Genomic DNA, 9,389 nt, shown 5'->3' on the forward strand with positions numbered 1-9,389 from the left:
CGCCCAGCACCCGGTGCGACGGTTCGAGGTATCAGCTGCACCGGGAGCCGGTGCGCTCTTTACGTGCTCGCTGTATCAGATCGTTCGACGAGTTGAACGCCAGCGTCAGGCGCTCCAGTACAGGCAGCGTCTTGAACGGCATTTCCGCGCTGATGGCAATGTCGTCCGGTAGCGAACACAAGAGATCGACGAGCGGTAGTGCACCCTGTCCGGGTGGCAGCCGACCTTCACGTGCCTCCCGAATAGTCGCGTCGTCGCCAATGGGCGCGACGGCGGGTGCGTCGCAGATCTGAACGGCACGCAGTCGGGAAGCAGGAAACTCGCGCAGTTCGGCCGGCGTGCTTCCCGACCGTGCGAGGTGGAGCGCGTCGACGAGGATGGCGCCGTTGGATCGTGCCGCGGCGTCGAGCACACGGCGCGCGGCGCCGATATTGCCGACGTGACGCCAGCGCATCGGCTCCAGGTCGATTCTCAGGTCGAACTCTGCCGCAAGATCGCAGAGCCTGCCCAGGCTGTCGACCAGGCGCGAGAAGTCGTCGTCGTCACCCGACACGGTCACTGCTTGTGCGCCAAGACCAGCCGCAGCCTCGAACATCGTCGCGTACGACTGAACGTCGAGATCGGGCACGATCGAAATGAATTCGACTTCCTGCACCGTCATGCCATTGCCGTCGAGCAGACGGACCAGTTCGCGGTGTTCGTCCGTTCCCGCCTTCAGCGGATAGCACGGCATGCCGGGAACGACGGGGTTCGTACGGATTCCGACAGAGTTGAAGCCGGCGCGGGCGCTTTGCATGATGAGCGCGGCGGGCGCCAGTTCGAGCGCCGTGAGGTGCGCCACGCCGATCCGAGGTTGTTTCATTGGATTGCGTCCTTGTTTTCGATAGCGCGGGGATCGAGTTCGATCCGCTTGATGTCGCCGACCACGAAGATGTAGCAAAGCGCGCCCACGAGGGTGATCGCAGAGATGAAGACCAGTGCATACACGAACGAGCCCGTGGCGTTGACGATCAGACCGATGACGAGCGGCGTGACGATCCCCGATGCATTTGCAAACAGATTGAAGATCCCGCCGCTCAGGCCCAGCAATCCCTTCGGCGCGATATCCGAGACGATCATCCAGGCCAGCGCGGACAGGCCTTGGGAGAAATACGCGACACAGAGAATGGCGATCACCGCTGCCGTCGAATCGACGAAGTTGGCGAGCACGATGGTCGAGCCTGTCAGCAGGCCCGCCGTCACGGGCAGCTTGCGCGCCCAGTTCAGCGACATGCCCCGACGCAGCATCGCATCGGAGATCCAGCCGCCGACCAGCGTACCGACCGACGCGGCGATGAACGGCAGAACCGCCAGGACGCCAACCTTGAGCCACGGCATGTGTCGCTCGGTGACGAGATAGGTCGGAAACCAGGTGAGAAAGAAGACGTTGGTCGCATTGCTTGCGAACTGCGCGATGCAGATTCCGAGCATGCGGCGCTCCTTGAGGATGGCGGCCATATGCGACCACCTGAAGCGCACATGCATGCGGCCGCTGCTCACCACGCCGCCGCCCGCTTCGATATGCCTGAGTTCAGCCTCGTTCGCACGGCGCGACTCGTGCGGTTCATTGAAGCGTGCGAGCCACACCCAGCCGAATACGATGCCGAAGGTGCCGACGATTCCAAACATGGCGCGCCAGCCGTACCGATGTTCGAGCCAGAAAAGAAGCGGACTCAGAAAAGCCAGGCCCGCGTATTCGGCGAATGTATACACGCCGGTTGCGCGCGCCCGTTCACTTTGCGGGAACCAGGTGGCGACGACGCGGCTATTGGTCGGAAAGCACGGCGCCTCTGCCATGCCGACGAGCAGACGGAGCATCAGCAGCGTGACGAACCCCAACGCGAGTCCTTGCAAGCCGGTGAACAGCGACCAGAGCGTCAGCGCGAAGAAATACGTCCATTTCGTTCCGATGCGATCGAGCAGGATGCCGCCGGGAATCTGCGATGCGGTGTAGGTCCACGAAAACGCCGAAAAGATGACACCCATCGTGGCCGGCGTGAGCCCGAGATCGTGGCTCATGGTCGGCGCGGCGATACCGGCGACGCTGCGATCGAGATAGTTGATCATCGTGCCGACCGCTAGCAACCCGAGAATGCCGAAGCGGGCGCGCGTGCGCCGCGCCGTGACCGACGATGCGTCGGCCGTCTGAAGGCCTGAGGCATATTTCATTGCTGTCTCCACCTGTTGTTGGCGTTTTTCCACGTCTTTCGCGACGGTGAAGACGATTCTATCGACAACACTTTTTGCATCAATACCGATTCCGTTGTCTCGTCTTCAACGATCTGTTTATAATCAATACATGGATATCGACGACCTCAACGTGTTCTGCATTGCGGCGCGGCGCGCGAGCTTCGCCGCCGCCGCGAAGGATCTGGGGACAACGCCCGCCCATGTCAGCAAGCGGATCGCCATTCTCGAAGCGACGCTGTCGGTGCGACTGTTTCATCGCACCACGAGGCGCGTCGTGATTACGTCCGACGGTGAAATTGCATTCGAATGGGCGCGCCGCATCCTCGAAGACGTCGCATCGATGACCGAGACGCTGCGAACCACGAAGGGCGAACTTTCGGGCCTGCTTCGTATCAGCTCAAGCCTGCGTTTCGGGCGTCTGCACGTCTCGCCCATTCTTTCGCTGCTGGGCGAGCGCTATCCGAAACTGGACGTCTGGCTGGAAGTGCTCGACAGGCGCACTGATCTCGTCAATGAAAACATCGACATCGATCTTCGATTCGGCGACCCTGCGCAACCGCAGTTGATCGCTCATCGCATCGCCAGCAACCGCCGCATTCTGGTTGCCGCCCCCAGCTATCTCAGGCGGCGAAGTGAGCCGAAACTGCTCAGCGATCTGGCGGAACATGAATGCCTGTTGTACCGGGAGCGGGAGCAGGCTTTCGGCACCTGGCGGCTGATGGGCCCCAAAGGTATCGAGTCAGTGAAAGTCACCAGTCGCTTCGGCTCCAACATGAGCGACGTCGTGCGGAACTGGTGTCTCGACGGCAAGGGAATTTGCCTGCTGTCGGTGTGGGACATCGCGGATGCGATTCGCGCCGGGCGCGCCGTGCAAGTGCTGCCGCAGTACTGGGAGCCTGCCGATATCTGGGCGGTGTTGAGCACTCGGTCCGCGAATTCCGCCAAGGTGCGCGTCTGCCTCGATTTCCTGAAGGAACAGTTGAGCAGCGGTCCTTATGCGCTCGACATGAATCTGGAGATCGGTGGCTGAAAGGATCCGACGGGCATGCTCGACGCAAAGCGCGTCCTCATACAGGTCGGCGGTGTCGCGATCGTTGCAGGTACGACGCCATCGAACCGGCATGACGGCCACGTGCCGAACTGCGTCGCGTGCGGGTGCGCGGCCGGTATCGTGATCCGGTGTCGTTACCTTGGCGCCCGGCGCCGCTTGCCAGCCGCCCCGCCGTCACGCGCGAAACCGCGCTCCATCGCGTCGATCGCGGCGGAGAAGAACTCGAGAAACATCGTCATCGCGACAGTCGCGCTCATGTCCGCCCGCTGGTAGATGCAGCTGAACGAGCGCGCGCCCGCATCCGCGAGCGGCGTCCAGGCGAGCCGGCCGGCGGCCACATCGTCGGCGACGTTCTCCGCGATCAGAAAGCCGACACCCGCGCCTTCGGCCGCGAGGCGCCGCACCATCGGCACCGATCCGGTCTCGACCAGCGGCCGCACGGTGCGCGGCTGCCGCGCGTCGATCTGGTCGAACATCGCGCGCAGTTCCGTGTCGGGCGTCATCAGGATCAGCGGATGCGCGAAGCAGTCGCGCAGCCGCACCTTGCCGCCGGTCGATGCCAGCGGATGGCCGGGCGCCGTGACGACACCCAGCGGCTGCGCGAACGCGCGCACCTCGACGACGCCCGCCGCCGTGCGCCGGCGCAGCGCATAACCGATGTCGGCCTCGCCCGTCTCGACCCAGCGCACGATGCTCTCGCCGTTTCCCGAGCGCACGCTGTACGTGACGCCCGGATAACGCTGCATCGCGGCGAGGATCGCGTCGGGCACGAGCTGTTCGGCCGTCGATGCGGGCACGGCCAGGTTCACGTGCCCGCGCCGCAGCGCACGCAGGTCTTCAACCTGCGTCAGTGCGTTGTCGAAGTCGCGCTGGCCGCGCCGTACGGCCGCGATGACGATCTCGCCGGCGAGCGTCAGCTGCATGCCACGCGGCAGCCGGTCGAACAGCGGCACGCCGACCTGCTCCTCGAGATTGCGGATTTGCTGGTGCACCGCGGCAGCGGTCAGGTGCAGCGCGTCGGCCGCCTTGCGAATCGAGCCGCGTCGCGCGACTTCGTCGAAACAGCGGAATGTCTGCGATATCGAACGCATGAGGGTACCGTTAGATTTTTCCGAACAGGCCGTCAAGAATAATCCGATTTTACTGACCGCCCGGATCGTCTAGATTTCGCTGCATCCCCGTGTCCGATTCGAATGGAGACCGCAGTGACGACCGTCGACCAGATTACCCAGCGCCGCCGTGGCGTCGGCCTCATCGCCCACGATCCCGCGCTGTCCGCAGGCGGCTATACGCTCATCGCGCCGCAGACGGCCGATGGCAACGTCTATCTCGTCGACATCGACGGCGAAGTCGTGCATCGCTGGAAAATGCCCGTGCGCCCCGGCCGCCATGCGGTCATCCTCGCGAACGGCAACCTCGGCTACAACGGCAATCATCCGCAATCCGAATCGCGCTATGCGCCGTGGTCGATGTGGCATGGCGGCGATTTCTACGAGGTCACGCCGCAAGGCGAAACCGTGTGGCGCTACGAGGATCCCGCGCATCACCACGACGCGCAGTGGCTGCCGAACGGCAACCTGCTCTACGCAGCGTGCGAACCGGTCGACGCGGCGTTCGCGCGGCGCGTGCCGGGCGGCACGCCGCACGGCGACGACGAGGTCATGTACGCGGACGTGATCCGCGAAGTGAACCGGGCCGGGCAGATCGTCTGGGAATGGCATGCGCGCGACCATCTGCGGCCCGAGGATTTCCCGATCGCGGCCGGCTTCGGCCGTTATCACTGGCCGCTCGTCAACGGTCTCGGCGTCGATGCGAACGGCCGCGTGCTGATGAGCCTGCGCACGACGTCGGGCATCATCGGCGTGAACCGGGAAACCGGCCGCGTCGACCTGCGGATCGGGCCCGACGTCGTGTCGCACCAGCATGCGCCGGTGCCGCTCGCGAACGGCAACATCCTCGCGTTCGACAACGGCAATTTCCGCCACGGCGCGCACGTCGTGTTCTCGCGCGTCGTGGAGATCGACCCGTCGACGCAGCGCGTCGTGTGGTCGTATGCGGACGACGTCGTGAACCTGTTCTACACGCCGTTCATGGGTAACGCGCAGCGCTTGCCGAACGGCAACACGCACGTCACCGAATCGTCGACGGGCCGGCTGTTCGAAGTGACGCCCGCCGGCGAGGTCGTGTGGGAATACGTGATCCCGTGGTTCGCCGAATACCCCGACGAAGCCGCGCGCAAGACCGGCCCCGGCCAGTTGAACAGCGTGTTCCAGACGTTCCGCTACAGCGCCGCACAGTTGCCCTGGCTGCGGACCTGACGGTCCGTTCACCGCCGGTTTCCGGCCATCGTCGCCGTTCGCTTCCGAGGGGCCTGCCGTGTCGCACGAACCGATCTCCCCGCCCGTCGATGCACGGCTGCCCGCGTGGCAGCTCGCGCTGTTCGGGTTGCAGCACGTGCTGTCGATGGCCGCGTCCCCGATCACGGCCGTGTTCCTGATCGCGAAAGTCCTCGCGTTGCCGGCCGACCTGACGGTGCAGCTGATCGGCGCGACGTTCTTCGCCTGCGGCATCGGCACGCTGCTGCAATCGCTCGGCGCCGGCCCGATCGGCGCGCGCATGCCGTTCGTGATGGTGCCCGGCGGCGCACCGACGATGCTGTTCGCGGGCATCGCCGCGCAATCAGGCCTGCCGACCGCGGCCGGCGCGGCGCTGCTCGCGAGCGCGTTCTACTGGGTGCTGCTGCCCGTCTTCACGCGCTGCCTGCGGCTCTTTCCGCGCATCGTCGTCGGCGCGATGCTGTTGCTCGTGTCGGTCAACCTGATCCGGATCTACGCGACGATCGTCGTCGGCCAGCCCGGGGCGGCCGATTTCGCGCAGCCGCGCGCGCTCGGTCTTGCGCTCGCGACGATCGTGTCCACCGTTGTCGTCGCGGGTGCGTTCCGCGGCACGCTCGGGCGCCTCGCGGTGCTGATCGGGTTGATGGCCGGCGCGACGCTCGGCTGGGCGCTCGATGCGATGCCCGCGCTCGCCGACGTGTGGCGCGGCCCGCTGTTCACGCATCCGGTGTGGCTGCCGTTCGGGATGCCGCGCTTCGACGTGCTGGCCGCGCTGCCGCTGCTGATCTTCAGCGCGATCTCGATGGCCGAAGCCACCGCGCAGACGGTCGCCGTCGGCGAAACGTGCGGCAAGACGATCTCGCTGACGCGCGACGTGCCGAAGACGATACGCGGCGATGCGCTGGCGTCGCTGGCCGGCGCGCTGTTCGGCACGCCGCTGATCGTGACCAGCGCCGAGAATATCGGCGTCGTGCAGACGACCGGCGTGCGCTCGCGCTATGTGACGGCCGCCGCCGGCGCGATCCTGATCGTCATCGCGCTGTTCGCACCGCTCGCGCGCCTCGCGTATGCGATTCCGGCCGCCGTGGTCGGCGGGACCGCGCTGGTCGTGTTCGCGATGATCGGCGTGATGGGCATCCGGCTGCTCGCCGGCGTCGACCTGCACACGCGCGCCAACCAGTACACGCTCGCGGCCGCGCTCGTCGTCGGCCTGGCGCCGATCCTCGTGCCGAACCTGTATCGCCAGTTCGGCGCGCCCGTACAGATCGTGCTCGGCAACGGCATGGCGGCCGGCACGCTCGCGGCCATCGCGACGCAACTGGCGTTCACCGCGTTCGCGAGGTTGAGCGGACAGGCACGCACGGAAGCAGCCGCGACGCCGGCGCCTTCGCACGACGCGTAATGGCGATGGCGCGCACTGACGTGCCGGCCGGCTGAATCCCGGAACGATTGCCGGCGCCACCGCGTTCCGGCTATAAATCGTGGATGGACACGAATCGCTGGATTCACGACCCCGTCGGCGCCTTTCGCGCGTGGCAGGAAACCGCCGCGACCGGCGCCGGCCGCCGGCCGTTCGCGCCGCGTTCGGTCGTGCAGCACGTCGCGATGTTCGAACGGTTCCTGCGCCACCTGATCGCACACCGCGTGTCGCTGGCCACGTTCGGGCCCGACCATGTCACAGCCTTCCTGACCGAACTCGAGCGCAGTTGCGCGCCCGGCACCTCGACCCGCGTGCGCTACGCGAAGCTGATCGACCGGCTGGGCCGGCATCTGGTCGACACCGGCGTGCGGACGATTCATCCGGCCGGCCGGACGACGCGCGATCTCGCCTGGCCGGACGGCGAGCCCGAGCCGTGCTACCTGCCGCCCGATGCCGACGCGGCGCTGCAGCGCTATGTACAACCGCAACCGAACGACACGCCGGCCGACTGCCGGAATCGCGCGATCGTCGCGTTGCTGCTCGCGAGCGGCATCACGTCGGCCGAGATTCGCGCGACGACGCACGATGCGCCCGATCTCGACGCGCAGACGCCGGCGTTGTCCGTGCCGCGCGATCGCGCGCGGCCGGCACGCCGGATCGAACTCGCGGCGTTCGCACTGGCACCGCTCGCCGCATGGCGCGCGCGCTCGGCAGACGCACCCGCATCGGCGCTGCTGTTTCCCGCGCCGCGCGGCGGTGGTGCGATGAACGACATGTTCCTGCTGCTCGTGGTGCGCGACGCGCTGACCGCGATCGGCTTCCACGCGGCGGACATGAGCCCGCGCGTGCTGCGCAACACGTATGCGCGCCGCCAGCTGCTCGCCGGCCACACGCATGCCGATGTCAGCGCGATGCTCGGTCTCGTCAGCACGCGAACGGTCACGCGCATCCGGCAAACGCTGCCGCAGGACGCGGCTGCGGATCGCGCCGCGCACGAGCGTTGAGCCGGCGCCCGGCACGGGCCCGGTTTCCTGTGGTTTCCTATTCGCCCGGCTTCGACTGGATCAGCCGCAGAATCCGCGTGTCGTACGGCGATTGCATGACTTCCGCGACGCGGGCCTCGGACGCCGCCGGATGCAGCGGGTTCAGCAGGAAGTTGTGCGCGTGCGGCACGACGACACTCGGCACGCGCAGCAGCGCGCTCGGCTGCGTATGCAGCCATTCGGTGCCGGCGCTGCGGGTCCAGTCGACATTGGTTCGCCAGTCGTCCGGCGCATCGCCTTCCGCGATCTCGGCGACGTCCACCGATTCGGGCACCTCGATGCGAAGCAGCTGATATCCGCTCGGCAATTGCGTGACGGTAGTGATTTCGAAATGAACGAGCGTCTCGAGCAGCGCGAGCGCCGGATGCTCGGCGAGATACACGACGGGCTGCCCGGCAAAATGCCAGCGCCCGCCGGCACGCAACCCGCCGATACCCTTCAGGTCGGCGTAATTGCTGATCCGCCACAGCGTCGTCAAGCGAAGTACCCCTCGTCGATCTGCGTGAGGGCTTCTTCGACGAGCCGTGCGCCATGCTCGGTGCTCACCATGTCGAGCGACGTGCGGCCGCCGAAGCGCTGGAGCCCGTTGCGCAGCCACGCCATCGCCTTGTCCTGGTCGCCGAACGTGGCCGTCGCCTGCGCGACGATGCGTGCGAGGCGGATCGCCTTGTCGGATTCCTCCGGCGACAGGCGTTCGTGCGCCTGGCGACGATGACTCAGCGTGCGGCGCGGAATGATGAAGGCCAGCTCGTCCGATTTCAGGCCGCGCTCCGACAGCCGGTCGATCACCGACACGTCGACGCGCGCGCTCGCCAGCTCGGCAAGATCGGCCCCCGATCGGACGCGGATCGCCAACAGCTGCTCGAGAATCGTGAATTCGGCCTGACGCGGATGCGCGACGCCTGAAGGATGAAAAGCGATGGTGCTCATGACCTCTCTCCGGCAATTTGCCCACTCATTATAGGCGTTTTGCCGAAAACTTGCGGATTGCGGGGGTGCGGGTATCCCAAGGGGCTGGAAAGCCGGTTAGAGACGACGCGCGCGAATCGAAGATTCGCCTCGTGGAGTCGAGACAGAAATTCAGTATATAAAATCATCCGTTGTAACTTGCAGTTGTCACGTAACAACGTTCTGACAGTGGAACACTAAAGCAACCGCACTGTTCAAGCGCCGGACCCGCGTCACGCGATAGATCGCCGAGGCGTCACGGGCCATTTCGCGACCCTGGCCACCCAAACGAAAGCAGAAAGTAAGAATTCGCCAAGCACCAGCAAGGAAGCCGTAACACGCGAAACCAGGCGAATCGCGGC

General features: G+C 66.0%; 9 protein-coding genes. 4 read left to right on the forward strand and 5 right to left on the reverse strand.

Features of this window, described 5'->3' with window-relative positions; genetic code table 11:
* Window positions 1-31: 31 nt before the first annotated feature.
* Window positions 32-862 carry a sugar phosphate isomerase/epimerase family protein gene (locus tag H3H55_RS37090; RefSeq protein ID WP_193103058.1) on the reverse strand — a complete coding sequence of 277 codons (831 nt, stop codon included), beginning with the start codon at window positions 860-862 and terminating at the stop codon, window positions 32-34.
* On the reverse strand, window positions 859-2,208 hold the full coding sequence (locus H3H55_RS37095; RefSeq protein ID WP_193103059.1) for an MFS transporter: 1,350 nt from the start codon (window positions 2,206-2,208) through the stop codon (window positions 859-861). The genes H3H55_RS37090 and H3H55_RS37095 overlap by 4 nt, the downstream gene beginning before the upstream one ends.
* 130 nt (window positions 2,209-2,338) lie before the next feature.
* On the opposite strand from H3H55_RS37095, the gene H3H55_RS37100 reads away from it, so the two are divergent.
* A complete protein-coding gene (locus tag H3H55_RS37100) occupies window positions 2,339-3,259 on the forward strand; it encodes a LysR family transcriptional regulator (protein WP_193103060.1) in 921 nt (306 codons plus the stop codon).
* A gap of 155 nt (window positions 3,260-3,414) precedes the next feature.
* Here H3H55_RS37100 and H3H55_RS37105 read toward each other — a convergent pair whose 3' ends face one another.
* A complete protein-coding gene (locus H3H55_RS37105; protein ID WP_193103061.1) occupies window positions 3,415-4,371 on the reverse strand; it encodes a LysR family transcriptional regulator in 957 nt (318 codons plus the stop codon).
* A gap of 102 nt (window positions 4,372-4,473) precedes the next feature.
* Between H3H55_RS37105 and H3H55_RS37110 the strand changes: the two genes are divergently transcribed.
* The 3 genes from H3H55_RS37110 (at window position 4,474) to H3H55_RS37120 (ending at window position 8,040) form a co-directional block, all read left to right on the forward strand.
* A complete protein-coding gene (locus tag H3H55_RS37110; RefSeq protein WP_193103062.1) occupies window positions 4,474-5,598 on the forward strand; it encodes an aryl-sulfate sulfotransferase in 1,125 nt (374 codons plus the stop codon).
* A gap of 58 nt (window positions 5,599-5,656) precedes the next feature.
* Entirely contained in the window at window positions 5,657-7,018 is a 1,362-nt protein-coding gene (locus tag H3H55_RS37115; RefSeq protein WP_193103063.1) for a uracil-xanthine permease family protein, read from the forward strand.
* Window positions 7,019-7,101: 83 nt separating this feature from the next.
* Window positions 7,102-8,040 (forward strand): site-specific integrase, encoded by a 939-nt coding sequence (locus tag H3H55_RS37120; protein ID WP_193103064.1) that lies wholly within the window; start codon window positions 7,102-7,104, stop codon window positions 8,038-8,040.
* 37 nt (window positions 8,041-8,077) lie between these two features.
* Here the strand turns inward: H3H55_RS37120 and H3H55_RS37125 are convergent, their stop codons facing one another.
* Window positions 8,078-8,557, reverse strand: a complete 480-nt coding sequence (locus H3H55_RS37125) for an RES family NAD+ phosphorylase (RefSeq protein ID WP_193103065.1) — start codon at window positions 8,555-8,557, stop codon at window positions 8,078-8,080.
* Window positions 8,554-9,009 (reverse strand): antitoxin Xre/MbcA/ParS toxin-binding domain-containing protein, encoded by a 456-nt coding sequence (locus H3H55_RS37130; protein ID WP_193103066.1) that lies wholly within the window; start codon window positions 9,007-9,009, stop codon window positions 8,554-8,556. Before H3H55_RS37130 ends, H3H55_RS37125 begins: the two co-directional genes overlap by 4 nt.
* Window positions 9,010-9,389: the final 380 nt, after the last annotated feature.

Origin of the sequence: Burkholderia sp. Z1, assembly GCF_014893795.1 — a bacterium.
Taxonomy (GTDB): domain Bacteria; phylum Pseudomonadota; class Gammaproteobacteria; order Burkholderiales; family Burkholderiaceae; genus Burkholderia; species Burkholderia theae.